Genomic DNA, 24,295 nt, shown 5'->3' on the forward strand with positions numbered 1-24,295 from the left:
TAAAAATAAAGAAATCCGCTCTTTACATTTTATAAGTTTTCCATCTTCCGCTTTTCATATACCAAAATGAGGGAACTAAAAGAGTAATCCAGTAAATTCCTTCACTGGCCCAGCCCCATTCAATAGGTAATTGCAGTTTTTCGAGAACAATATAAACATAGATACAGTAAAGAAAAATAGCAGCGAACTCACTATAGAGGTTAACCTGTGTATTACCGGTTCCGGTAACTGCGTTCAGCCAGATCACAGAAACAGACATCAGTACCAGCGCCAGCGAAACGATACGCATAACCGGTATGGCCGCTTCAATAAATGCATCCCCTTGTCCATACACCGATAAAAATGCATGAGGAAACAGGTTCAGTAACAAACAAACCAATATCGCAAATCCAACACTCCAGGTCATAATTTTATTTACCAGTTCTGTAACACGGTGTTGTAACCCCTGACCAATTATATTACTCACCATACTATTGGTAGTGGCGCCAAAAGCCCAGGTAAAACAACCAAAAAAACCAAAAATATTCCGCATGGTATTCGATACGGCGAGGTCCTGCTCGCCATGGTGCTCAATCAGGATATAAAAAAATTCCCAGCTGATGATACTGATGGCCAGTTGCAAAATAACAGGGGAGGAGATGCGTAATATCAGTTTAATATTCTTCCAGTCATATCCAATATTCCTGAACAGTTCAAGTCTTTTGCCGATGCCCTGTATATGTATCACCAGAAAAATAACAACCAGACCGGCAAATTCTGCAATAATGGATGCATAGGCTGCACCATTAAAACCGAGTTTAGGCATGCCCAGTTTGCCATAAATCATTCCATAATCAAAATAAACATTGGCGATGGCTTCTACCGCAGTACCTATAATCAGGTATCGGCTTTGGTTGGTGCCTACCAGTAAGGCATTACGCATCTGGTACACATATAAAAAGGGCAGACCCAGTATCCGGATATTTAAAAAATCTACGGCCATATTTACCCTTTCTGTATCGTGCAGGGCAAAACGAAATAAAACAGGGGCCAGGAACCAGGTAAGTAAAATACCCACTATGGCAAAAACCAGCGAAATCCTGATACCCTGTGAAAAAAGGTTACCGATCTGATCCACCCGGTTTTCACCTGCTCTTCGCGAAATAAGCGCCTGTAAGCCATTGTTCAGTCCATGACCAATCACCGCAAAAATCAGGTAGTAAACACCAGTAATACCCGCCACCCCCAGTTCTTTCTGACCAAGTCCACCCAGAAAAATATTATTCGTAATGAAATTAATCTGTGGCACTACAATGGAAGCGGTAATAGGCAGGGCAATACTTAATATCTGCCTGTTGGTAATAGAAACTTGTAAATTGATATTTGAACTATTGGCTGCCATCAACGGGCGCAAATCTACTACTTAAACTCTTGTGCAACTCAGTGGCTTTTTTTATATCATTGCAAACAATATCGACCCAATGGCAAGAAAAACAATGGCATTCTATCCACCCACACCACTGCTCCAGGAACAGGGGCGTAAGCTTCGTGTGGAAATAGGTTCGCTGTATGTTGCCTGTTCCATTACCGATAAAGACCAATCACTGGCATTTGAATTTTTTGAGTTGGAGAATGATATCAATGACTGGAGCGATGTTTTTTTTGAAATAAAAAGCAATTCACAGATATTAAATAAATACACAGGCAGCGTTGATATTTTGTACAATTTTCAGGAAGTGCTATTGGTTCCTATGGAGAAATTGAGCAGTGCTGCTGCATCAGATTATCTTACCCTCATTTATGGTGATTCACCTAAGTATGAAATTAAACATGATAAACTTGCTGATCCATTAGGCATCATCATGATATACCGGGTAAAAACCAGCATTATAGACCAGGCAGTACGTCATTTTCATTTGTTCCAGGCACAACATCTTTATACCAGTATTATAAAACGTCTAACTGCAAGAACCGATTTGCCGGTTAATTTTCTCAAAGTACAGGTATACCCATACTCATTCATTGCAGTGCTCATGATAAATCAGCAACTACAGATGATTCAGACTTTCGCATTTAAAACAACAGAAGATGTCTGTTTTTATCTTTTATCGATGTTAAAAGAACATGGTATTACACCAGCAGAAACGCAAATAGAAATGAGTGGCTTTATTGAACCACATGGCGATCTGCATAGAAGGCTCCAACAATTATTTACCAACAGACATTTTCATAATCTACCCGAAGAATCATTATTACCGGGTATGCTGGAAGAATACCATCCACATACATTCACCCCATTTTTTAATACGGTAGCATGAGGATTATTTCAGGAAAATGGGGAGGCAGGAGGGTGAGTCCGCCAGCCAATATGCCACATACAAGGCCAACCACTGATATAGCCAAAGAGGGACTATTCAATATTCTCCAGAACAGGATGAATTTTGAGAACAGCAAAACACTAGACCTTTTTGGGGGAACAGGATGTATCAGTTATGAACTGGCATCAAGAGGTGCAGCCGATCTTACTATTGTGGAAAAAGATACCGTTATGCATGGCTTTATAAAAAAGAATGCTGAAATGCTGGGTATGCAAAACCATAAGATTCTGAAGATGGATGTATTTGCTTACCTGAATACCTGTACCGAAGATTTTGATTTTATCTTTGCCGGTCCTCCTTATGCATTGGGCCCCATCGATGAAATTCCCAAAATCATAGTAGCGAAGAAAATGATCCGCAAAGCCGGCTTTTTTGTATTGGAACATACCCCAAGAAATAACTATGAAAAATTTGAAGGGTTCAGCTTTCAACGAAATTATGGAACAACCTTATTTTCTTTTTTTATAAACGAATAATGCGAGGTGAATGGTCAATGGTCAATGGTGAATGGTGAATAAAACGTTTCCCATTCACCATTCACCATTCCCGATTCACCATTCACATCATGCCCCACCCAATCCTCATCACCGGAATAGGTACCGATATCGGTAAAACACTGGTTGCCGCCATTGTAACAGAAGCATTGGGGGCCGATTATTGGAAACCGGTACAGGCCGGTTATGAAACAGGTACCGATGCTCAGACAGTGGCTTCATTAATCAGTAATCCCGATACGGTTATTCATAAAGAATCATATTGTCTCTCGATGCCCGCATCACCACATATAGCTGCTGAGAAAGAAGGAGTGGAGATTGACTTGTTGAAACTAAAGAAAGATTGTAAAAATATTGTAGACAGTATCGGCCATAAACCATTGGTGGTAGAAGGAGCCGGCGGTTTACTGGTGCCATTGAATAAAAAAGAAACAGTAGCCGATCTCGCCAAAGCCATTGAGGCGCGTGTAATTTTAGTAAGCAGGAACTACCTGGGCAGTATCAACCATTCCAGACTCACTGCCGCTTATTGCCAGCAGGCCCGACTCAATATAAGCGGATGGATATTCAATGACCAGTACCTCGACTATGAAAAAGAAATCGTGGAATGGACGGGTTATCCTTCACTTGGAACAATTGCGTATCTTGAAAGGAAAGATCCTGAAACGATTCGCGTATATGCGGATCGGTTAAGGGAATCATTACAAAAAATGATAGCAGGGTGATATGACCAAACAGGAGTTAAGACAACAATTAAAAGCTGAACGGCAACAGTTTTCCGCAAGGGACAGGTTGGTGATGGATGACCTGATGCTGATTCAGTTTCAGCGTTTGCCCCTGGGTTACTGGCAAACAGTATTGAGTTATGCGCCGATGGAGCAAAACGGAGAACCGAATATCTCACTTTTTGAAGCCTATCTTGAACATTTTATCCCTCAGGTACAATTTGCTTACCCCGTAAGCGATTTACAGCAACATACCATAACGGCTCATCTCGTAAACGCAGCTACTATATTTCAAAAAAATGAATGGGGTATAGAAGAACCCCTGTACGAACCGGTACTCGATCCTGTTCAGATTGATCTTGTTTTTGTACCCATGCTTATCTGTGATGAAAAAGGGTATAGGGTTGGGTATGGAAAGGGATTTTATGATCGTTTTCTTCCGCAATGCAGACCTGATACTGTTAAAATAGGATTCAGCTATTTTGAACCTGTTGCTGCCATCACAGACACCCACGAATTTGATGTACCTTTGAACTACTGTATCACACCGAAGGATATCTATGAATTTTAATACCCTTTTTCTCAAATCATTTCGTGTGTTGCTTTTACCTGTTGCATTTATCTATGCACTGGTAATCCGCATCAGGAACTGGATGTTTGATAAGCATTATTTAAAATCGGCCAGTTTTAATTTCCCGCTTATTTGTGTGGGTAACCTGGCTGTTGGGGGTACAGGTAAATCGCCCATGGTAGAATACCTCCTGCACCTGCTCAACCCGCAGTTCAAAGTGGGTACATTAAGCAGGGGTTATAAAAGAAAAACCAAAGGTTATGCATTGGCCAATGTTAATACCACTGCGCTTGAAATAGGCGATGAGCCCATGTTATTTCACATGAAATTTCCAATGGTGCCTGTTGCCGTGGGGGAAGAAAGACTGGTGGCTATTCCACAATTATTACAGGATATTCCCGATCTGCAGGCCATTATACTGGATGATGCCTTCCAACACAGGTCTATCAATGCAGGGTTTAATATCCTCCTTACAGAATACAGCAATATTTATGTACAGGATTTTTACCTGCCCACCGGCGACCTGCGCGATGAAAAAGCATCGGCTAAAAGGGCATCCGTTATTATCGTAACAAAATGTCCGCAAGACCTGGGCAATGAAAAAAAACAACAAATTATACGCAGCCTGAAGCCGAGGGCCGACCAGCAGGTATTTTTTACCCGTATTGCATACGGAGTACCTTACCATATTTTCAATTACGACGATGAATGGATGCTCACGCCACGCGATGAAGTATTACTGGTATGTGGTATTGCCAACCCTAAACCCCTGAAAGATTACCTGCACGAAACAACACATACTTATTACCAGCAGGATTATTCGGATCATCATATTTTTTCCATCGATGACCTGAATGAAATCCGCGAAAAATTTAATCAGATACACGCTAAAGATAAAATCATACTCACTACTGAGAAAGATGCGGTCAGACTCATGAAATTTCGTGATGAACTGGCTAACCTGCCCATGTATGTATTGCCCATCCGTCACGAATTTTTGTTCGGAGAAGGTGAACAATTTAATACCATGGTTACTGATTTTATCAGGAACTTTAGCTTCAAGTCAATGACATGAGCAAAAAACCATCCAAACAAAAACAAAAGCAAAAACAGAAAAATAAATCCTCACAGGTACAGGTACTGAAAGGCAAACTTGAAGTAACCCGTTCAGGTATGGGATATGTGGTGATTGATAACGGAACCGGTGATGTACTGGTACGTCCGGGCGATTTTATGAATGCACTCAATGGCGATATTGTTCGTGTAAAAGTGGTGAAAGAAAATGGAAGAACCGGAAAAAAAGAAGGCAAGATTACAGAAGTGGTTACAAGACGACAAACAGAATTCATCGGCTATGTACAACTCTCTACCAATTTCGCTTTTTTTGTACCCGATACCGATAAACCCATGCCCGATCTGTTTATTCCATTGTCATCACTAAATGGAGCCAAACACAAAGACAGGGTAGTAGCCCGACTCGTTAAATGGGACAAGGATGATAAAAAACCAGTGGGTGAAATTATAAACATCATGCAACCCGAAGACGAGAACGATGCAGCCATGAAAGAATTACTGGCACAGGCAGGGTTCCCGCTTTTCTTTTCGGAAGATGTGCTCGAAGAAGCAGAACGGTTACCCGATGTGCTCGATCAGGAAGAATTGAAAAAAAGAAAAGACTGCCGCGATATCCTCACCTTTACCATCGACCCGGTTGATGCCAAAGATTTTGACGACGCCTTGTCTATCCGTTTACTCTCCAATGGTATATATGAGATTGGCGTGCATATTGCAGATGTAAGTTATTATGTTGAGCCCGATACAGAACTGGACGAAGAAGCCTATAAAAGGGCAACTTCTGTGTACCTGCCCGATCGTGTAAACCCCATGTTACCCGAACGCATCTCCAATGAACTTTGTTCCTTACGTCCACATGAAGATAAGTTTACCTTCTCCGCCATTTTCCAGATGAATACAAAGGGTGAGATTAAACAATACTGGCTGGGCAGAACAGCCATTCACTCAAATCATCGCTATACCTATGAAGATGTGCAGGAAGTGATAGAAAAGAAAGAAGGTAAATATGCAGATGAAATTCTCCTCCTGAATGACCTTGCGCAACGAATGCGCAAAAAACGCTTCAGCAAAGGCGCCATTAATTTTTCTTCACAGGAAGTACGCTTTAAACTCGATGAAAAAGGAAAGCCAATTGGCATCGTAGTAAAAGAAAGCAAAGAAGCACACCAGTTGATTGAAGAGTTCATGTTATTAGCCAACAGAACAGTAGCCGAGAATATTGCTAAAATTCAGATCAACAAAAAAGGCATTCCATTTCCATACCGCGTACACGACCAGCCGGATGCAGAAAAACTGGCACCATTCATGGATTTTGCAAAAAAATATGGCCACAAATTCGACCTGGGTTCACCCGAATCCATCGCGCGCAGTTTTAACAGTATGCTCGAAGCCGTAAGGGGAAAACCGGAGCAGCATGTGCTGGAACAATTAGGTATACGCACCATGGCCAAAGCTGTATACACGACAGAAAATATTGGGCACTATGGTCTGGCTTTTGAACATTATTGTCATTTTACTTCACCCATCAGAAGGTATCCTGATGTGCTGGTACACCGGGTACTCGAATCGGTTTTACAGGGAAAGCCTGCAATCGATAAAAAAATGGAAGAGAAATGTAAACACAGCAGCGATAGGGAACGAGCCGCGATGGAATGTGAAAGAGCAGGCAATAAATACAAACAGGTAGAATATATGCGCGATTACCTCGGTGAAATGTTTGAAGGAGTGGTAAGCGGCGTTTCCAGTTTTGGTTTTTGGGTAGAAACAGTGGCGCATAAATGCGAAGGACTCGTAAGCCTGGTGAGTTTATCGGATTACGATGATTTCAGACTGGTTGAAAGCGATTACAGTTTAGTAGGCAGCAGAAGCGGCAGAACATTCCGCATGGGCGATAAAGTAACCATCAAAGTAATAGCGGCTAATCTTGAAAAAAGACAATTGGATTATGAGTGGGTATTGGGGGAGGAGAAAAGTGAAAAGGGAAAAGTGAAAAGTCAAAAGGGGAAGAAGTGATTTTTGATTTTTTGATCTTTGATTTTTTGATTTGGGTTGATCAATCATACTTCAAAAAATCAAAGATCAAAAAATCAACCTTCATGAAAAATAATTCCTTCTTTTCCTAAAATAGCCAGAACAGGTTCATAAATAGAAGGGATGATGGGAATATGGAGACCTCTTTCTTTTAATTTCCCTTCGGCAATTAATACCGCAGCCATCGCCAATGGTAAGCCAACCGTTTTAGCCATAGCAGTTCGAAGATGGTCTTCGCCTTTTACGACCAGGCTGCTTTTTATTTCATGCTGTTGCCCGTTTTGAGAATAGGTAATTTCATGCAACATCACAATCATATCCTTATCCTCTTTTTTTAATACCCAGCTTTGTTCCATCCGCCATTGCAGGATATCGGCGGCGCTGCATCGTCCCTTATTGATAAGTGTATCGCTAAACAAACCCAGAAAGGTAAACTGTGTATGGATCAGTTGATCATTCATCAGTTCATTAAAAGAATCTTGAAGCTGATGATGCTGTATATGTTGCAGCAGAAAATCATGTACCGTTAATCCATCCGTATCATATACCACCGTTTCATCCGTTAATTGCAAGGCAACAATCGCTGCCCATCCTTTACAAAAATCAGGATGTCTGACTGTGGTTCTGAGAAAATCTTTTGTATCGGGTAAATCATATACATCAATATAACTCAAAGAGTCGCGGTTGGCGTAATAGGAGAGCAACCCCAATGAAGGAATAGCTACTGTTGTACCCTGTTGAAATAAATGGCTATACGTAATTTTTTTCTCGGCTCCATTCTCCCGATAAACAGCTCCGGCTTTACCCGCCAAAACTACATTTCTCGGGTTCCAGCTTATTTTATAATGCCAGGGATTATCGTCACTCTCGGGTGCCACCAGACCACCACAATGAGAATGAAAGGATTGAATATGTCCACCTGCATTTTTAATCCGGTGAATCAGTTGCATGGCACTCATATGATCGATACCCGGATCCAATCCCATTTCACACAAAAACAAAATGCCTTTTTCCTTAATGGCATCAGCCATGGCACTGATTTTCGGATCCACATAGGAGGCAGTGAGTAAATGTTTTCCGAGTGAGAGACAATCTGCTGCAATGGGCAGGTGCAGTGAAGGTGGCATTAAAGAAATGACCACATCAGATTGCTTTATAAGGGCCGTTCTTTTTTCAGCATCCAGAATATCCAGTTGTACCGCTGCTGTACCCGGAGCATTGCCTAATTTTTGCTGCACCGTCTCCAGATGACCGTCTGCTACAGTAAGTTTCCATTGCTTCTCAGCTACTATTTTTTTCAGGTAATCAATCAATACCGTAGCAGATTTCCCTGCACCAAAAACCAGCAAATGTTGGGTAGTTAACATGGGCGCAAGCTAAAGAAAGTCAGGGAAGTCCGGAAGTCGGAAAGTCCGAAAGTAGATATGGTTGAAGCAAACTGTCTTCCGGTCTTTCGGACTCCCCGTCTTTCGGACTTTCCCCCCAACTGTAACATTCCCCGGTCATCTACGTTTAAAAGAAAAAACCAGCATGAAAAAACTATTCACTTTATTGATGGCTTGTTCCCTGCTCTGCGGACAGGCCTGGTCGCAAAAGACCATCCGGGATGCCAATGCGCAGAAAAGAAACCTGAAAAATTTCCATGCCATACAGGTATCGCATGGAATTGACCTCTACCTCACCCAGTCTGCCGAAGAAGCCGTGGCTGTTAGTGCAGAAAAAGAGGAGTACAGGGATAAAATTATTACGGAAGTGGAAGATGGTGTGTTGAAGATTTACTATGAAAAAGAAAATAATAACTGGAGCTGGGGAAACAATTGGGGTAATAAAAAACTGAAAGCCTATGTATCTGTTAAAACACTGGATAAACTGCATGCATCAGGTGGTTCAGATGTGTTTTGTGAGGATATGATCAAGGCCAATGAGCTAAAAGTGCATATTTCAGGAGGTTCCGACCTGAAAGGCAATTTCTCCTGTAATCTCCTGTCTATTAGTGCCAGTGGTGGCAGCGATGCTGACTTAAAAGGAAAGGCCACCAATTTAAAGATCAATGCATCGGGTGGAAGTGATGTAGATGCGTATGAATTAAGCAGTGAAACCTGTCAGGTTCATTCGTCTGGCGGAAGCGACGTAAACGTAAATGTGAGTAAGTCGATTGATGCGCATGCCAGTGGCGGAAGCGATATTCATTATAAAGGTGCTCCCCCCGAAACAAAAACCAGTAAAAGTGGTAGCTCCGATATAAGAAAAGTACTGTAAACAGACCGTTTTAGGTATAGAAGCGGCCCCGGATCGAATGCCAAAAAAGCAATAGATTCCGGGGTTCTTTTTTTATGCAGTTTTGTGGATAAAACCCCTTAAAAAACAAGCATTTTAACCCCCTTTTCACCCGTAAAAAAACTATCTTCGCCAACCGGCAAATTTTGATCATTATACCTGCCGGAAAGAACTCAAAAAATCAGTACGAGATCAGCGAATATGGAAGAAAATCTGTTACCGGAACAAACTAGCGATAACGATCGGATTATACAGGTCAATATCGAGGAACAAATGAAAACGGCTTACATCGATTATTCGATGTCGGTAATCGTTGGACGAGCTTTACCCGATGCACGAGATGGTTTTAAACCTGTACACCGCAGGGTGCTGTATGCCATGAATGAACTGGGCAATAACAGCAATAAACCGTATAAAAAATCGGCCCGTATTGTTGGGGAAGTAATGGGTAAATACCACCCGCATGGTGATTCATCCATTTATGATACCCTTGTTCGTATGGCGCAGGACTGGACGATGCGCTATACACTGGTAGATGGCCAGGGTAACTTTGGTAACCAGGATGGAGATCCACCCGCTGCCATGCGTTATACGGAAGCCCGTTTACAGAAAGTAGCAGAAGCCATGCTGGATGATATTGAGAAAGAAACAGTAGACTTTCAGCTCAATTTCGATGACTCACTCAAAGAACCCACGGTACTCCCATCCCGTATCCCACAATTGCTCATCAATGGCTCATCAGGTATTGCCGTAGGTATGGCCACCAATATGATGCCCCATAACCTGAGTGAAGTGGTAGACGGATGTGTGGCCTATATCGACAATAAAGAAATTACCGGCGAAGAACTGATTGCCTATGTAAAAGCACCCGATTTCCCTACCGGAGGTGTTATCTATGGCATGGAAGGGGTAAAACAGGCATTATTAACCGGTCGCGGAAGAGTAGTGGTAAGAGGTAAATGTCATGTTGATACCAAAGCCAGCGGACGTGAGCAGATTGTGATTACCGAAGTACCTTACCAGGTAAACAGGGATCAGTTAACAGACCGTATTGGTCAGCTCGTGGTAGATAAAACCATTGAAGGCATTGCCCATGTAAACAATGAAAGTAATAAACGTGAAGGTACCCGTATTGTTCTCGACCTGAAACGTGATGCAGTGGCACAGGTGGTGATTAACCAGTTGTACAAATACACAGAATTGCAAACCAGTTATGGTATCAATAATGTGGCACTGACCAAGGGTAAGCCAAAAATCATGAACCTTCGCGACCTGATCGTGGAGTTTATTGATTTCAGGATGGAAGTGGTGATTCGCCGCGCAAAATTTGAACTCAGAAAAGCAGAAGAACGGGCCCATATTTTAGAAGGCTACTTAAAAGCACTGGATCACCTCGATGAAGTAATCAGACTCATCCGTGCCAGCAGAACACCCGATGAAGCCAAAGAAAGCCTGATACAGAAAAGTAAAGAAGGCAAATGGTTACTCAAACAGGAACTGTTCAGCGATCTTACCAATGAATTGTATACACAGGTCGAAGGTTTATCAGAGGCACAGGCCAAAGCCATCCTGGAACTGCGTTTACAACGTTTAACAGGAATGGAGCGTGATAAGATCATTGAAGAATTCAATGGCCTGATCAATACCATCAAAGACCTGAAAGCTTTATTGGCCAGCGAAGAACTGCGTTATGCACTCATTCGTTCAGAACTGCTCGAAGTAAAAGAACTGTTCGGCGATGCACGTAAAAGTGAAATACAATACCTGGCAGATGAAATGCGTATTGAAGACCTGATTGAAGAAGAAGATGTGGTCATCACCATTTCTCACTTAGGTTATATCAAACGTACTTCAGCAACAGAATACCGCCAGCAGCGAAGAGGCGGAAGAGGTGCTGTAGGTTCCAAAACAAGAGACGAAGATTATGTGGAACACCTCTTTGTAGCTTCTACACATGATACCATGATGTTCTTTACCGAAAAAGGGCGTTGTTACTGGATGCGTGTATACGAAATACCGGAAGGTGAAAAACAAAGTAAGGGAAGGGCCATACAGAACCTGATACAATTACCCGGTGATGATAAGGTGAAAGCCATTATTGATGTGAAGAACCTGGCCGATAAAGATTTTGTACAGCAACATTATATTGTACTTTGTACCAAGAAAGGAATCATCAAGAAAACATCCCTGGAAGATTTCAGCCGCCCAAGGGCCAATGGTGTAAATGCCATTACTATTATTGAAGGCGATGAATTACTGGAAGCACGTATGACCGATGGTAAATCGGAAATTATGCTGGCAGTGAAGAGCGGAAGGGCCATTCGTTTTGAAGAAGAGAAAGTAAGGGCTACCGGAAGAGGTGCCATCGGAGTAGCAGGTATTGAGGTAGAAGATGAGAAAGATGAAGTGATTGGCATGATCTGTGTAAATAAGGAAGATACCAGCAGAACCATACTCGTAGTAAGCGAGAAAGGTTTTGGCAAGAGAACAGCCATCGATGAATACCGTATTACCAACAGAGGTGGTAAAGGTGTTAAAACCATTAATGTTACCGATAAAACAGGAAGTTTAGTCGGCATTCTCTATGTAACTGAAAAAGAAGATCTTATCATTACATGCAAATCAGGAATTACCATCCGAACAGGTATTATCGATATCCGTGAAGCAGGCAGGGCCACACAGGGTGTAAAACTGATTCGTATTGATGAGGGGGATGAAATTGCAGCGATATCTCAGATAGAAGAAGAAGAGCTGATTGAACCGGTAGCTGAATCAGCAGAAACAACTGCTACTGATGAAACAGCCGGTGAACAAACACCCGATACAAACGAAACCAACTCAAACGAAAACCAAGAATAAAACCTCCCGTTATGAAGAAGCTTTTATTGCTTTCCATCTTTGCCATGTCACTGCAGATTGCAACTGCACAGGATTATAAAAAAGTAAAAAATGCTGTTTTATTAGGCAGAATAGAAGATGCGAAAACAGAAATCGACAAATTAATCGCAGACCCCAAAACACCGGTGAAAGCCGAAACCTATATGTGGAAGGGCAGGATTTATGCTGCGATTTTCAAGAACCAGCAACTCAATGCCAAATTCGCCAATGCAGAAGCAGAAGCAGAAGCCGCACTGAGAAAGTATGAAGAGCTTGACCCAACTTATGCAGTGGCCATAGCCAATGACGGTATTAGTTCCTATTTCGATATGTATACCTCGTTTATTGCCCAGGGCAGTAAAAGATTCGAACAGAAAGACTGGGCCAATGCAGGTCAGTCATTTGTAAACGGTATTAAATACATTGATCAGATTATTGCCAATAAATGGACAAGTAATACCATACCGATGGATACTACTTCTATCCTGTATGCGGCTATCTGTTTTCAAAATGCAAAAGAACTCGAAAAAGCATCTTTATACTACAAAAAAATTGCTGATAATAAAGTAAACGATACCAACTATGTAGATGTATACCGTTTTCTGGTTGATTATTATACACGCGGTAAAAAAGACGAAGCCCAGTTCTACAAATACCTTGGACTATCCAGAGAAGTATTTCCTGCCTTCAATGAAGAATGGGAAAGCTATGAAATGGATTTCATTGACACATACGACCTGAAAGCAAAAACAGACCTGTATGCAAAAGAAGAAGCAGCCGGCACACTTACTGAAAATAAATACATCCAGTACGGAAGTGCATTTGCCAATGCTAAAATGAAAGATGACCTCGACAGTACCACGGCTGCCATGTATAACAGCAAAGCCCTCGAAGCTTTCAAGAAAGCCTATGCAAAAAATGAAAAGAATGCCATTGCAGCCTTCAATACAGGGGTGATACACTATAATAATTTTGGTGAACTGGATGATAAAGTGCGCGACAATATCAGAACTGTACAGCGTATTAATTCAGAGAAACCAATAGAAAAAGATCCAAAGAAGAAAGCAGCAGCCGAGGCCAAAGTAAAAGCAGAAACTGAGCCATACCTCAAAGCCAATGCCGCACTCGAAGCACCCATTGCAAAAGAAGTAGACCAGGCTGTAGAATGGTTAGAAAAAGCCTATATTTTATTAAAAGACAAAGCCACCAGAACCAATAATGAAAGAAGCGTCATCAACAAATCGGTTGACTGGCTGGCCAATTTATACAGCTATAAACGCGATAAAGTAAGGGGTAAAGACAATGCTGCATTTGATAAATATGAAGCCAAGTTTAAAGAATTCGATGCCTTACACAGTAAATTCTAATCACTTTCTGAAATAATCATCAAAGCTCCGTTAAAAATAACGGAGCTTTTTTGTTGCTGAAAACTATCAGTATATTTATAGACGCTATTTTGCCAACCATTTTTATTCCTTCTTATGCTACCCAAATTACAAACACTCATACCTGTACTCAGCTTTGTTATTGTACTGGGTTCCTGTAAAGGATCGGCCGATACCAAAACCGAAACACCCGTAGCCGGTACACCTAACCTGAAGACAACCGTATTGGTGAATAACCATGAAATCATCTGGGGCATGGATTTTCTTCCCAATGGCGACCTCCTGTTTACCGAAAAACGCGGACGTATTTACCGCTATACCAGTACAGGCATTACCCAGGAACTCACAGGTGTACCTGCAGGTATTAATACCAGCGGACAGGGTGGATTACTCGATATAAAAGTACATCCTTCCTATGCCAGCAATGGGTGGATATATATATCGTATGCCATGAATAATGCCGGCGGTGGAAGCCTGCTGCGCCTAACAAGATTTAAACTCAATGGCAATGCCATTACCGGTGCCGAAAATATTTTCACCAGTACAACTGCCAATACCTGGTACGGACATTATGGAAGCCGTATTGTTTTCGACAATGCAGGTATGTTATACCTGAGTATAGGAGAGGGAGGCTCCACCAGTTATGGTGGTGCAGGCAGCAGCAACCAGAATGCACAGAATACCAAAAGCGATTGGGGTAAAGTACATCGTATGACGGATGCCGGCGCCATACCAGCCGATAACCCCATTTTACCCGGTAATACAAGTGCTACAACCATCTATTCCTATGGACACCGCAACCCACAGGGAATGATTTTCGATCCATTGACCAACCGCATCTGGGAAAACGAACATGGTCCCATGGGAGGTGATGAAATTAACCTGGTAGAAAAAGGAAAAAACTATGGCTGGCCCCTGGTATGTTATGGCAAGAACTACGATGGCGTGGCCGTGTCGGCCAGTCCAACAGCACCCGGCATAACCAACCCCGCCAAATATTGGGATCCATCGATTGCACCCAGTGGTCTTGCGCTGATCACCAGCAATAATTTTAAAAGCTGGAAGGGAAGTTTACTCACCGGCTCATTAAAATTCAGTCATGTAAGCAGGGCAGTGGTAGAGGGAGATAAAATTGTAAGTGAAGAAAAAATACTCGAAGGCATCGGTCGAGTACGCAATGTAAAACAAGGCCCCGATGGCAATATCTATGTAGCTGTTGAAGGCCCGGGGAGGATTATAAAAGTAACAGCAGAATAGAGAGGATGTCAGATGGCTGATGTCAGATGTCTGATTTTATTTTTGTAGACAATTTCCTAAAAAAAATCTGCCATCTGCCATCTGACATCATACATCATTTCTTCCGGTATTTAAGTGTAACCTCCGCCACACCCTGCTGGCGCATGTTTATTTTTTTTGCCGCTTTTTCGCTAAGGTCAATGATACGGCCTTTTACAAAGGGGCCACGATCGTTGATACGAACTTTAACGGTTTGTCCATTACCCAGGTTCTTCACTTTCACAATGGTACCAAAGGGTAATGTTTTATGTGCTGCGGTAAGTTTGTTCTTGTTAAAAGTTTCGCCGTTGGCTGTTTTTCTCCCATTATACCCATCACCAGCACCATAGAAAGAAGCCATACCCGATTCTGTTATCTTTCTCGAACAGCCTGAGCCAATGAGAATAACAGCTATTACAAAGCAGAAACGCTTGACTATATGCCATCTGTTACTATTCAAACGGAAGGAATTTTTCATATTGTATTTCTTTCAAAACGGGGGGATGGGTATTTAAAGTATATCCGTTTAATACTTTTTCATATTTCGAAAGATAAGACCGCATCATAATAGCAGAAGAAAAATAAGCCATAGCATAGTCGTGGCAATACCGGGGTTGATAAGCATCTATATGCGCTAAAGCATCTACCAGTTCGGTTGATTTCGCGGATAAAAAACCAATATCAGCCTGCACAATTTCTGGCAGCGACCCATAAGGCGTTCCAAAAACAGGGCAACCGAAATAAAGACTTTCAATCAGTGCCAGTCCAAAAGGTTCATGCCAGCGAACAGGAAATAAAAAAGCTTTTGAGCCACGCAGTATTTCATTTTTCTCTTCACCACCTTTCATGCCATGAAAATGTACATGACGATCAAACGTAAGCCGTATTCCCTGGTTGAAATTAAAACGATGACCTCCGATTACATGTAAAGACAGCCCTGCATTTCGCGACACGTTAATGGCACCCTGTACATTTTTAATGCGCCAGGCAGCATCACCCAGGAAATGAATATAGGAACGGGAGCGGGAGAGGGCAGGATCACCATAATCATCCGGATCAATACCATTGTGTACAAACGAATCGGAACAGAAACGTTCGGCATGGTTACGCGATACAAATATGGTGTTAAGCGGCAGCGGAAACTGTTCGTTCAGGTTACCGTGTAAAGTCATAACAGAAGGCAGCAAAGGCGTTTCATTCACCGTATGATTGAGGTGAATAAGGTCAATACCTTTATTGGCTGGTACCTGGGTATTAAAAGGGAGAGAAGGGTTAAAAGGATATACGTCTGCAAATGAACAACTGGAGCCTGCAGGTACGAGATAAGAAACCTTATGTCCTGCTTTCACCAATGCCTTACCCAACCACCAGATCACACGTTCGGTGCCGCCATATTTTAAAGCAGGGATGGGTGTGTTGTTGACGATAAGAATATGCATGGGTGTAAAAATACGGAAGGGAGGGCAGATCTCAGATGTAGGATGTAGGATGTCTGATGTCGGATTTGGATAGATATAGTGTGTTTTTTTATTCTTCAAACACCTTATCAGATGGACAGTTTGTGCTTTGCGTACACGACTCAGGTATTGATAAGGCAGGGGAAAAAGCTGGTCAGCCATTAATTTGGCAGGCGTTTTAACTGAACAGCCTTATTTTTTTGAAGCCACTTTTGAGCGGCTTTTTCATTTTCAATAATGAACAAGTTATTAATCTGATCGATAACCATGTTGTTGCATCAGGTATAAATACGGATAAAGATGCTGTATTCCCCGCATATTTATTGGATGGCGTTGGATGCAAAGAATACACATCTTATTTTCAGTAAAAAATGTATTTGATGTATGTTGATGAAAGTGGCGATCCTGGCATTAGCGAGGGTTCATCGGAACATTATATTCTGGCAGCCTTGGTTATTCATCATGCGGAATGGGAACAGCATTTATTGCGTCTAAAACAATTCAGGAAACAAGTACAACAATTATACGGAATAGGTTTACATACCGAAATTCATGCAACAGACCTCATCAGGATCAAAAAACAAGAGACGTATAAAAGCATCACAAAAAAACAGCGCATCAATATTCTAGCCGCTTATGCGAATTGTTTAACAGAAATATTTCCTACAGGGTCATTGATTACTATTCATCTTGATAAAGCATCCTACTGTAGCAATAAAACCATCAGCGAAGCTGCCTGGCAGAAATTATTGATAAAATACCATGAATATTTACAACAACAACAGGAGAGAGGAATGGTAATTGCTGACGAAGGCAATGAAACAACCTTAAGATATTTGTTGAGAAATTTACGCAGAGATAAATCGCTGCAGTATATCGTTGAAGACTTTTCGCACCGCAGTTCAAAGAGTTCTTATTTTATACAGACAGTGGATGTGATTGCATTTTTGTTGTATAAAAAAATGTATCCAAAAGGAGCAGCGAAAAAATATAACCTCGATGTATTATTCGATCGATTTAGTTCGCTTGTTTCGAGCGCTTATGTATAAGTAAAAAAGAAAAGCCCCGGTTACAAACCGAGGCTCAAATAATTTTGATTTTTACTACCCGATAGAGGCATGTGGCCAAACCCGGCAGTACAACAAAACTAAAAATATTTTCTGTATTTCAAATATTATTTTCAGTTTTTTAGTTAAAAATATTTGACACTTCGCTTGATGTGAAGTACACTCTGCCTTGGGTTATAACGGCAATCTCATCCACACAATAACCGACCCCCAATCGTGCGTTCGTGCGCAGAAATAGACAGACCATTGAAAAACAATTATAACTCAATATTATGTTACTTCGGTAGCCTCTGTGTAGGGGCTTTTGTATTTTTTAGCGTAGCGATACAAAAGCCCCGATGTGAGCAGAAAAGTAGAAAGAAAAAAAAGGAATAGGGAAGCGAGAGTAGCGAGCAACTGGTGTATATTGGAGTAAAACTAACTACGATGGAGTATCGAGATCATTTGGCTGAATGTGATAAAATAATACCTGAGTTTTTAAATACAAATTTTATAGCCAGAGACCCCCGCCAAGTTATTGAGATTAACCTTGACCCAAGAACAATAGCAATAGACCAATTCATTGCCGACGGTTTTTTAGTAGAAAGGCGTAATAAACAAGGAATATACGATTTAACTGCCCATGGGAGAGATTTTATAAGAAGAGGAGGATACAAGGCAAGATTTGAAGAGGAAGAAAAGTTAAAAAAGATAAATAAAGATCAGATACAATCTATTATTGATACGAATAGGTCTGTTATAAAAACAAACACTATACAAAAATGGTCTCTAATTATTACGTGCGTAATAATCGGTCTTAGCTGTTATTATCAGTATCAATCTTTTAACTTACAGAGAAAGCAAGATAACCAACAAACATTGCGATTGCAATCTGACAGCTTAAAAGAAGTCTATCTAATGGTGAAAATTCACTCCATTCAGAAACAGCTTGATTCCATGCAGAAACAAAAAACTCCCTAATACTCGCACCAATAAAAAACAGAAGCGTTGGCCGTTTTCTTTTTTACTCGTATTTCGCTGTGCTCTATTTAACATAATGTTAATTATAGGAAAATTATTAGTTTTCGAAATAGACTTGGCTGATCGTATAACTCACTGATAATGTTATACATATAATAATATATAGCTGGCAATCAGTTATACGATTGATGAACCGGCCTTATTTCAGCATGCAGCGAGTATCCTGGCCGTAGAAGCATATTTGACCGGATTAATTTCACCAAACAAACCAGCTTGTCCCATCTGTATCCCGATGGCTCCCAATAAGCTTGTTGTTTCCTGTTGCAGTAATTCGGGGTTTGGTAGCCTGATCATCATACTATGCGCATTTACTTTTTTGCCCGACGGCATCCAGTCGCTGTACACAGTTGCATTTGGCAGCAGCGTTTGCTGGTGTCGTTTATCGTATCCTTTGTCTGTAAAATGTAAATCTTCAATGGCACCCATACAGCCGATGATCCTGAAATACGCTTTGTTCCAGGGCTGGTAAAAATTAAACCCCGGCACTAACTCGTTCAATTGAATATGCAGTTCCGCTTTTTCCCTCAACAGTTCAGCCACCGGTCTTTGCTTAAAAATCGAGTCAAAATGGTATTGTTTCGTAAAAACCAAAGAACCAAAAGCTTCCTTGTGTGTAGAAAAACAGATGGCTCTTTGCCCCCGTTTGCCCCATGTATCACGTTGTTGAATGGCTCTACAGAAACTATTGAGCGCTGGTGTCATGTTATAGTCGGCCAGCTGCATCAATGGCCCCAATGCCATTCTCACCATTTTCCCGGCATAGGCAGCACCCGTGAATTCAGCACTGTTCTGTCGCATGGCCGCATACTGAGGTGCTTTTTTATACGCATCTTTTGAAATAAAAGGTTTTCGGCGCACAATAATCTTGTCGCTGTGCTTCGTTTTATAGGCAATAAGTTCATCAAGGGTACCGGTGAACTGAATGGGGCCTTTTAAGGTTGGCATATGCTTGTATTTTTGTTTTTAAGATATGTAATAATTTGCATATATCCAAGCCATTTGCGAGTTAATTTTCCGGCATAGTTGTCGCATATCCTGTAAAATGTGCGTCTGCAATGCGACAGTATTGCGACAGCTATGGGATAGCTATGCGACAGACCATGGTTAAAGCCTTCAGCACTTATTAAGAACTAACCAGTAAAATACTGTTGTTCATAGCGGTTAGTAAAAGGGATAAATAGGTTCTCCCTCACCTTTCGAGCACAGGTTAAATACTTAGAGCGTTTTCATCTCTTTTAGATATTGTGTAACAAGCTTTACTTCATTATTTCTTCATACAGCAGTAATAATTCCTTTATCGCTATTTCACAATCAGTTTATGTCGGCAGGATAGTTTTACATAACTAACCTGTTGATCATGACCATCCAAACTGTAATCATAAGATTTATAGGGTTTGTATTGTCTATACTTTTGTTTTCCTGTCAGCAAATTGCTGTACAGGGACAAGATTCTTCCCCGGGCCCCGTTGCTCAGGCAGCAGTAAAAACAAATGCAAATGCACTGGTTCCATTGAGTCAGGCTTATGCACATAATGATTACTGGCACAAGCGTCCGCTTTTCGATGCCCTTGATAATGGTTACACCTATATAGAAGTAGATATTTTTAAAGTAGGTGATGAATTTGTGGTGGCGCATCTTTTCCCTTTTTTCCGCCAGGGTAAAACACTGGAGAGTTTGTACCTGCGTCCGATATATGAACATATTGTCAAAAACCGTGGATATATATACCCCGGTTATGAAGAACCCGTTACTTTAATGATCGATATTAAACTTAGTGGCGAAAACACTTACCGTGCACTCAAACGCCTGCTGAAAAAATATGAGTCTATTTTAACAAGTTATGAAAACGGACAACTCATAAAAAAACAGGTAACTATTGTTTTATCGGGCAGTAAACCATTTTCAGGTATCCGGGGTGAGCAGAAAAGACTGGCGTTTATTGATGAAGACCTTAAAAAAATTGAAACAAGTAAGTTCACTATCAACACCTGCCCTATTGCCAGTTCAAATTATCGTTCCTTGTTCAACTGGAATGGCGATGGTGAAATGCCTACAGAAGAAAAGAAAAAACTATTGGACTATGTAAACAAAGCACATGAACAAGGAAAAAAAGTAAGACTATGGGCTTCTCCTGAAAAAGAAAAAGTGTGGGCAGCATTATTGGAGTGCGGGGTTGACCTGATCAATACTGATGAGTTGGTTTCGCTGAAGACTTTTCTGCTGAACAAAGCCAAGTTCGACAAAATGGCTGTAGTAAGCATAGACCATGCGTCCCCAGCCATACTGGCAAATCGTAAATGACCTGGCATTGCCCAGTTTTTCTTTTACAAGTGGTTGTTTACTGAAATAAGCATTTAAAGATCCTGCCCAGGTAACGGCATCACCTGCCGGCAATAATAATCCGTTTACGCCATGCCGTATAGCCTGTTTTATACCACCACTTGCAGAAGCAAAAACAGTAGCCCCGCTTAAAGCAGCTTCCAGACATACCAGCCCAAATCCTTCCATATCGCCTTCTACTTCAATATTGGGTACCAGAAAGGCATCGCTATGAGTCCACAGTTCCTGTAGATCTGTAAATGCAAGGCGACCCAGGTGTTGCACATGTCTGGCGAATACTTCATCCTCAAGCAATCTTTTCAAAGCATGTGAATCAGAAGGCCAACCCAGCAAGAGTTCGATTGATTTTCTGAGTCTGCCCGGCAGCATTCGTATAATGATACCTGACATGCTTTTGGGTTGAAAAGGTCCTGCAACAAGTACCAGTACATCGCCTTTCAGGTGCGGTAATACCTGTTCAATGAACCAGGAGAATCCTTTACGTTTTACTGGTCTTCCAAGCAAGAGTAATATTTTTTTTTGTGCTGCGTCGATGCCCCATCTTTCTTTAAAAAAATCAGCACGTGAATATTTGCTTGAAAAATCGGCGAGTGTATGGTCTACCCCATTATGAATAACACTGAGTTTGGTGGCATCAATCCCTCTTTCAATACAGGCTTCGGCGGTAGCTTCACTTACTGCAATGATGCTATCATAAGCATTGAATGCCGGTAATATATATCGTTGGTAAATCCTGTTGGGGAAAACCACATCCAGTCCATGCAGCGTAATTACCCTTGCAAGATGTGAATAGCTTCTATGCCATAAACAAACAGCAGCGAGTAAGCCATCATTAAAATGTACCACACTGATTCCCGGATTTTTTTTACAGATAAGCCTGATTTTTCTTTCGAGCGACAAAAAGAATAATAGCTTACTGCCCTTCCCTGTATAAATTAAAGTATGTACCCGGGCATACTGGTGCATGCCTTTTACCAATTCATAACTCTGTTTTTCCATACCACCTGTTGCGGGTGGATGTTTATGACTCACGAATAATACTTCCATCTGGCAGGATTTTAGCGTCTGTTATTTTTTTTCGAACCATTATATAAAAGAGAATACCCAATACTATCCAGCAAATTTGTCGCCCCCTTCGTAATAAGGAAGCTGTGATCCATATTTCCGGATCGGTAATTTCAATTGATGCCAGCATCATTTTATTACCCAGTTCCTCCACGCCTACCTGTCCGGGTACAAATGCACCTGCTGTTTTAAAAAATACTACCCCGAGATCAATCATTAGTGCTGACGCTATCGAAACATTGTATTGCAATAGCTGAAGTATGATATAAAATTCAAGTCCGCCAAACACCCAATGCAATAGGGCATACAAACTGGAATAGAAAATGGCTTTGGGCTGTTCTGTAAAAAAACGGATAGACTGCGTCCAAACCTGCTGCAGTTTTATACCGTATCGTACCCACCAGTTTTGCTCATGTGGGGGTAATACCAGTGCCTTGCTACCAGGGTTTTTACGGATGAAGAACCCTGATACAACCACGGTCAATAAGAGAAAGATCGTTAATCCCCAAAGCAGTTGCTGCATCAGTAATGGGAAACGGATTCCCTGCACCAATAAAAAAACTACTGCTGCAAAAAAGCAAATCAACTGGGTATAAATAAGAACAATTCTTGCAATTAGTATTGAACTGGCAGCAGCGGGTTTGGGGATATTGTATTGTTGTTCGATCAGTATCATTTTGGCTGTTTCACCACCCACAATACTGGTAGGATTAATCAATGCTATTATTTCACCCACATGCCGTATAAGAAAGAGACGGTACAGCGTTATGGATTTAAAATGAGCTGGTAAACAGGCTTTCCAAGCCAGTGTGGCCATCCAGTAGGCGATACCGGTTACTGCCAACAGCGAAAGAAAACCCAGCCAGCCTATCTGATGTAAAGAGTTGAGGATAGCATATACTTTTATTTCGCGCACAAATAGCACAAGAAGTATCAGCATCAAGACAAGCAATGCAATCTTTACTGATTTTTTCATGATCTGGCAGGTAATAATGGTTCCTGATGCATGGGCTGTTGGTACTGGGCAACAAGTGAAGTCAGGTCGGTCAGGTACCTTTGTACAAGCTGATTCCAGTTCAACAAACGGGTTGCATGAACAGCGGCCTGACTCATTGCAGATCGGAGACTATGATTAGAGAGAATGATTTCTATTTTCTGGATGTATTCGAGGGTATGAAAGGGCTGACTTACAAAACCATTGATCCCGTCTTGAATAAAATCCCTTGATCCGCCACCATTGGCAATTACGCAGGGTAAGCCTGATGCCATAGCTTCGGCCACTACATTACCAAAGGTTTCCGATACGGAAGGAAAGAGGAAAATATCTGATGAAGCATAAAGACGGGAAAGTGCATCATGAGAAAGTTTACCCATGAAAAAAGCATTTTTCATTTCTTCTTTACAGGCTTTGGCTGCAATACCGTCGCCGGCAATAATAAAATTATACGGCGACCCCTGTCGTTCTGCAATCTTATAAATGTGAATCAATGTTTGCAGGTTTTTTTCCCATACCAGTCGGCTCACAAAAAGAATATTGGGTTTCCAGTTACCGGTAAGCGACCTGATATAGGCAATATCGCGTTTGGCGGGTGTAAATTGAGTCGTGTCGATTCCTCTTTTCCAGATACTGCATTTTTCGGCTTCTACCCCCATATTTATTAATTCTGCTGCAATGGTTTCTGATGGGATATACACTTTGTTGCATCCATTGTAAAATGTTCTATGTGCACGTGAGGCCCTGGCCCTTACTAATTGTATCAGAAAAGGTGCGTACCGCAAATAATAGTCGATATACGAAATGAAATGGGTATGGTACATTGTTACCACCGGCACTTTATGTTTTTGTGCATACTGTAAGGCAAACTGCCCAAGCAAAGAAGGGGTTGCAATATGAATAACCTGTGGCCTGAAAGCATCCATTTTTCTTCTGATCTTTTCTTTTGAAAGCCATGGAAGTGCAATTTTATAGTCGCGGTTAACAGGCAACCGCATGGCAGGCAACCGAATTACTTCAAATCCGAAAAGCTGTTCGGGTCCTGTTCCACAGATAAATAATACTTTAAATTTTGTAGATGGGATTCGTCGGATCAACTGAAACATGGTTCTGCTGGCTCCATCGAAGTCTTCAATGAGTATATCTGTAAAAAAAACAAGTCGGATGACAGCGGTATCAGAAATCATTCTCCAATGTAACCGCCTCCTGTAATCTTTATGTTACTAAAAAGTGATGATTATGTGATTTTTGCAGTATTTCATTTTTTTGAAAAATACGATTGGTA

General features: G+C 41.4%; 20 protein-coding genes. 12 read left to right on the forward strand and 8 right to left on the reverse strand.

What is annotated here, in order from left to right; all coding sequences use genetic code 11:
- Positions 1 to 22 precede the first annotated feature (22 nt).
- Entirely contained in the window at positions 23 to 1,393 is a 1,371-nt protein-coding gene (locus KXJ59_RS10080) for an MATE family efflux transporter (RefSeq protein ID WP_295204084.1), read from the reverse strand.
- Positions 1,394 to 1,460: 67 nt separating this feature from the next.
- Here KXJ59_RS10080 and KXJ59_RS10085 point away from each other — a divergent pair, with 67 nt between their 5' ends.
- The 6 genes from KXJ59_RS10085 to rnr all read left to right on the forward strand — a co-directional run bounded on the left by KXJ59_RS10085 (position 1,461) and on the right by rnr (position 7,234).
- A complete protein-coding gene (locus KXJ59_RS10085; protein WP_295204087.1) occupies positions 1,461 to 2,297 on the forward strand; it encodes a DUF3822 family protein in 837 nt (278 codons plus the stop codon).
- Positions 2,294 to 2,833: an RsmD family RNA methyltransferase gene (locus KXJ59_RS10090; protein ID WP_295204090.1), complete on the forward strand. Its 540-nt coding sequence runs from the start codon at positions 2,294 to 2,296 to the stop codon at positions 2,831 to 2,833. Before KXJ59_RS10085 ends, KXJ59_RS10090 begins: the two co-directional genes overlap by 4 nt.
- Positions 2,834 to 2,922: 89 nt before the next feature.
- Positions 2,923 to 3,576 carry a dethiobiotin synthase gene (gene bioD, locus KXJ59_RS10095; RefSeq protein ID WP_295204093.1) on the forward strand — a complete coding sequence of 218 codons (654 nt, stop codon included), beginning with the start codon at positions 2,923 to 2,925 and terminating at the stop codon, positions 3,574 to 3,576.
- Position 3,577: 1 nt separating this feature from the next.
- On the forward strand, positions 3,578 to 4,147 hold the full coding sequence (locus tag KXJ59_RS10100) for a 5-formyltetrahydrofolate cyclo-ligase (protein ID WP_295204096.1): 570 nt from the start codon (positions 3,578 to 3,580) through the stop codon (positions 4,145 to 4,147).
- Positions 4,137 to 5,222 (forward strand): tetraacyldisaccharide 4'-kinase, encoded by a 1,086-nt coding sequence (gene lpxK, locus KXJ59_RS10105; protein WP_295204098.1) that lies wholly within the window; start codon positions 4,137 to 4,139, stop codon positions 5,220 to 5,222. The genes KXJ59_RS10100 and lpxK overlap by 11 nt, the downstream gene beginning before the upstream one ends.
- Positions 5,219 to 7,234, forward strand: a complete 2,016-nt coding sequence (gene rnr, locus KXJ59_RS10110; RefSeq protein WP_295204099.1) for a ribonuclease R — start codon at positions 5,219 to 5,221, stop codon at positions 7,232 to 7,234. Before lpxK ends, rnr begins: the two co-directional genes overlap by 4 nt.
- Positions 7,235 to 7,308: 74 nt before the next feature.
- Here the strand turns inward: rnr and KXJ59_RS10115 are convergent, their stop codons facing one another.
- Entirely contained in the window at positions 7,309 to 8,619 is a 1,311-nt protein-coding gene (locus KXJ59_RS10115) for a saccharopine dehydrogenase C-terminal domain-containing protein (protein WP_295204102.1), read from the reverse strand.
- 163 nt (positions 8,620 to 8,782) lie between these two features.
- On the opposite strand from KXJ59_RS10115, the gene KXJ59_RS10120 reads away from it, so the two are divergent.
- From KXJ59_RS10120 to KXJ59_RS10135, 4 genes are all read left to right on the forward strand, one after another.
- On the forward strand, positions 8,783 to 9,511 hold the full coding sequence (locus tag KXJ59_RS10120; protein WP_295204105.1) for a head GIN domain-containing protein: 729 nt from the start codon (positions 8,783 to 8,785) through the stop codon (positions 9,509 to 9,511).
- Positions 9,512 to 9,730: 219 nt separating this feature from the next.
- A complete protein-coding gene (gene gyrA / locus KXJ59_RS10125) occupies positions 9,731 to 12,388 on the forward strand; it encodes a DNA gyrase subunit A (protein WP_295204108.1) in 2,658 nt (885 codons plus the stop codon).
- An 11-nt stretch (positions 12,389 to 12,399) separates the two neighbouring features.
- Complete coding sequence (locus tag KXJ59_RS10130; protein WP_295204110.1) at positions 12,400 to 13,773, forward strand: hypothetical protein; 1,374 nt, start codon at positions 12,400 to 12,402, stop codon at positions 13,771 to 13,773.
- 114 nt (positions 13,774 to 13,887) lie between these two features.
- Positions 13,888 to 15,048, forward strand: a complete 1,161-nt coding sequence (locus KXJ59_RS10135; RefSeq protein ID WP_295204112.1) for a PQQ-dependent sugar dehydrogenase — start codon at positions 13,888 to 13,890, stop codon at positions 15,046 to 15,048.
- Positions 15,049 to 15,142: 94 nt separating this feature from the next.
- Here KXJ59_RS10135 and KXJ59_RS10140 read toward each other — a convergent pair whose 3' ends face one another.
- Together KXJ59_RS10140 and KXJ59_RS10145 are read right to left on the reverse strand one after the other, a co-directional pair.
- Entirely contained in the window at positions 15,143 to 15,544 is a 402-nt protein-coding gene (locus KXJ59_RS10140) for a septal ring lytic transglycosylase RlpA family protein (RefSeq protein ID WP_295204115.1), read from the reverse strand.
- The gene (locus tag KXJ59_RS10145) at positions 15,519 to 16,505 is read right to left on the reverse strand and encodes a glycosyltransferase (protein WP_295204120.1); all 987 of its coding nucleotides are present in this window, start codon (positions 16,503 to 16,505) and stop codon (positions 15,519 to 15,521) included. The genes KXJ59_RS10140 and KXJ59_RS10145 overlap by 26 nt, the downstream gene beginning before the upstream one ends.
- Before the next feature lie 398 nt (positions 16,506 to 16,903).
- Here KXJ59_RS10145 and KXJ59_RS10150 point away from each other — a divergent pair, with 398 nt between their 5' ends.
- Together KXJ59_RS10150 and KXJ59_RS10155 are read left to right on the forward strand one after the other, a co-directional pair.
- Positions 16,904 to 17,572, forward strand: a complete 669-nt coding sequence (locus tag KXJ59_RS10150) for a DUF3800 domain-containing protein (protein WP_295204122.1) — start codon at positions 16,904 to 16,906, stop codon at positions 17,570 to 17,572.
- Between the two features lie 444 nt (positions 17,573 to 18,016).
- Positions 18,017 to 18,550, forward strand: a complete 534-nt coding sequence (locus KXJ59_RS10155; protein ID WP_295204125.1) for a hypothetical protein — start codon at positions 18,017 to 18,019, stop codon at positions 18,548 to 18,550.
- A 204-nt stretch (positions 18,551 to 18,754) separates the two neighbouring features.
- Here KXJ59_RS10155 and KXJ59_RS10160 read toward each other — a convergent pair whose 3' ends face one another.
- The 4 genes from KXJ59_RS10160 to KXJ59_RS10180 all read right to left on the reverse strand — a co-directional run bounded on the left by KXJ59_RS10160 (position 18,755) and on the right by KXJ59_RS10180 (position 24,197).
- On the reverse strand, positions 18,755 to 19,555 hold the full coding sequence (locus KXJ59_RS10160; protein WP_295204128.1) for a hypothetical protein: 801 nt from the start codon (positions 19,553 to 19,555) through the stop codon (positions 18,755 to 18,757).
- Positions 19,556 to 20,768: 1,213 nt separating this feature from the next.
- Positions 20,769 to 21,998, reverse strand: a complete 1,230-nt coding sequence (locus KXJ59_RS10170; RefSeq protein WP_363265968.1) for a glycosyltransferase family 4 protein — start codon at positions 21,996 to 21,998, stop codon at positions 20,769 to 20,771.
- Positions 21,973 to 22,992, reverse strand: coding sequence for a lysylphosphatidylglycerol synthase transmembrane domain-containing protein (locus KXJ59_RS10175; RefSeq protein ID WP_295204134.1), 1,020 nt, complete (start codon positions 22,990 to 22,992; stop codon positions 21,973 to 21,975). The genes KXJ59_RS10170 and KXJ59_RS10175 overlap by 26 nt, the downstream gene beginning before the upstream one ends.
- Positions 22,989 to 24,197: a glycosyltransferase family 1 protein gene (locus KXJ59_RS10180; protein WP_295204137.1), complete on the reverse strand. Its 1,209-nt coding sequence runs from the start codon at positions 24,195 to 24,197 to the stop codon at positions 22,989 to 22,991. Before KXJ59_RS10180 ends, KXJ59_RS10175 begins: the two co-directional genes overlap by 4 nt.
- Positions 24,198 to 24,295: the final 98 nt, after the last annotated feature.

This window comes from Sediminibacterium sp. (assembly GCF_019264485.1).
In the GTDB taxonomy this organism is placed as follows: Bacteria; Bacteroidota; Bacteroidia; order Chitinophagales; family Chitinophagaceae; genus Sediminibacterium.

Excerpts from the sequence above, each read along its gene's own strand:
- KXJ59_RS10085 (WP_295204087.1), top strand. The coding sequence starts at position 1,461 with ATGGCAAGAAAAACAATGGCATTCTATCCACCCACACCACTGCTCCAG.
- KXJ59_RS10090 (WP_295204090.1), top strand. The coding sequence starts at position 2,294 with ATGAGGATTATTTCAGGAAAATGGGGAGGCAGGAGGGTGAGTCCGCCA.
- bioD (WP_295204093.1), top strand. The coding sequence starts at position 2,923 with ATGCCCCACCCAATCCTCATCACCGGAATAGGTACCGATATCGGTAAA.
- KXJ59_RS10100 (WP_295204096.1), top strand. The coding sequence starts at position 3,578 with ATGACCAAACAGGAGTTAAGACAACAATTAAAAGCTGAACGGCAACAG.
- lpxK (WP_295204098.1), top strand. The coding sequence starts at position 4,137 with ATGAATTTTAATACCCTTTTTCTCAAATCATTTCGTGTGTTGCTTTTA.
- rnr (WP_295204099.1), top strand. The coding sequence starts at position 5,219 with ATGAGCAAAAAACCATCCAAACAAAAACAAAAGCAAAAACAGAAAAAT.
- KXJ59_RS10115 (WP_295204102.1), bottom strand. The coding sequence starts at position 8,619 with ATGTTAACTACCCAACATTTGCTGGTTTTTGGTGCAGGGAAATCTGCT.
- KXJ59_RS10120 (WP_295204105.1), top strand. The coding sequence starts at position 8,783 with ATGAAAAAACTATTCACTTTATTGATGGCTTGTTCCCTGCTCTGCGGA.
- gyrA (WP_295204108.1), top strand. The coding sequence starts at position 9,731 with ATGGAAGAAAATCTGTTACCGGAACAAACTAGCGATAACGATCGGATT.
- KXJ59_RS10130 (WP_295204110.1), top strand. The coding sequence starts at position 12,400 with ATGAAGAAGCTTTTATTGCTTTCCATCTTTGCCATGTCACTGCAGATT.
- KXJ59_RS10135 (WP_295204112.1), top strand. The coding sequence starts at position 13,888 with ATGCTACCCAAATTACAAACACTCATACCTGTACTCAGCTTTGTTATT.
- KXJ59_RS10140 (WP_295204115.1), bottom strand. The coding sequence starts at position 15,544 with ATGAAAAATTCCTTCCGTTTGAATAGTAACAGATGGCATATAGTCAAG.
- KXJ59_RS10145 (WP_295204120.1), bottom strand. The coding sequence starts at position 16,505 with ATGCATATTCTTATCGTCAACAACACACCCATCCCTGCTTTAAAATAT.
- KXJ59_RS10150 (WP_295204122.1), top strand. The coding sequence starts at position 16,904 with ATGTATGTTGATGAAAGTGGCGATCCTGGCATTAGCGAGGGTTCATCG.
- KXJ59_RS10155 (WP_295204125.1), top strand. The coding sequence starts at position 18,017 with ATGGAGTATCGAGATCATTTGGCTGAATGTGATAAAATAATACCTGAG.
- KXJ59_RS10160 (WP_295204128.1), bottom strand. The coding sequence starts at position 19,555 with ATGCCAACCTTAAAAGGCCCCATTCAGTTCACCGGTACCCTTGATGAA.
- KXJ59_RS10170 (WP_363265968.1), bottom strand. The coding sequence starts at position 21,998 with ATGGAAGTATTATTCGTGAGTCATAAACATCCACCCGCAACAGGTGGT.
- KXJ59_RS10175 (WP_295204134.1), bottom strand. The coding sequence starts at position 22,992 with ATGAAAAAATCAGTAAAGATTGCATTGCTTGTCTTGATGCTGATACTT.
- KXJ59_RS10180 (WP_295204137.1), bottom strand. The coding sequence starts at position 24,197 with ATGATTTCTGATACCGCTGTCATCCGACTTGTTTTTTTTACAGATATA.